At 59.9% G+C, this 1,090-nt stretch carries 1 protein-coding gene; it reads left to right on the top strand.

Annotated features, from left to right (window positions below):
• Positions 1 to 1,086, top strand: a 1,086-nt coding sequence (gene tuf, locus AC0TOF_RS00035; protein WP_473766722.1) for an elongation factor Tu, incomplete at its 5' end; no start/stop codon positions are given.
• Positions 1,087 to 1,090 lie beyond the last annotated feature (4 nt).

The following is a 1,090-nucleotide window of genomic DNA, read 5'->3' as shown; positions in this document are numbered from 1 at the left end:
GCGATCACGAAGTACTTTGGTGACTTCAAGGCCTATGACCAGATCGACGCAGCGCCGGAAGAAAAGGCGCGCGGCATCACGATCTCGACCTCGCATGTGGAATATGAGACGGCCAACCGTCACTATGCCCACGTCGACTGCCCTGGCCACGCCGACTATGTGAAGAACATGATCACCGGCGCTGCCCAGATGGACGGCGCGATCCTGGTGGTTTCGGCCGCTGACGGCCCGATGCCGCAGACCCGCGAGCACATCCTGCTTGCCCGTCAGGTTGGCGTTCCGGCAATCGTCGTGTTCCTCAACAAGTGCGACCAGGTTGACGACGCAGAACTGCTCGAACTGGTTGAACTGGAAGTGCGCGAACTTCTCTCGAAGTACGACTTCCCGGGCGATGAAACCCCGATCGTCAAGGGCTCGGCTCTTGCTGCTCTGGAAGATTCCTCGAAGGAACTGGGCGAAGACGCTGTTCGCGCCCTGATGGCCGCTGTCGACGACTACATTCCGACCCCGGAACGTCCGATCGACCAGCCGTTCCTGATGCCGATCGAAGACGTGTTCTCGATCTCGGGCCGCGGTACGGTTGTGACGGGTCGCGTTGAGCGCGGTATCGTCAAGGTTGGTGAAGAAGTTGAAATCGTCGGCATCAAGGCGACGGCGAAGACGACGGTTACCGGCGTTGAAATGTTCCGCAAGCTGCTCGACCAGGGCCAGGCTGGCGACAATATCGGCGCTCTGATCCGCGGCGTTGGCCGTGAAGACGTTGAACGCGGCCAGGTTCTCTGCAAGCCGGGTTCGGTGAAGCCGCACACCAAGTTCAAGGCAGAAGCCTACATTCTGACCAAGGACGAAGGTGGCCGTCATACGCCGTTCTTCACGAACTACCGTCCGCAGTTCTACTTCCGCACGACGGACGTGACGGGTGTTGTCACGCTGCCGGCTGGTACGGAAATGGTCATGCCTGGCGATAACGTCGCCATGGACGTTACCCTGATCGTGCCGATCGCGATGGAAGAGAAGCTTCGCTTCGCTATCCGTGAAGGCGGCCGCACCGTCGGTGCAGGCATCGTCTCCTCGATCATCGAGTAATGAA

The sequence above is a fragment of the Ochrobactrum sp. PL_is501 genome, assembly GCF_055816895.1.
This window is presented reverse-complemented; position numbering and strand designations above follow the sequence as displayed.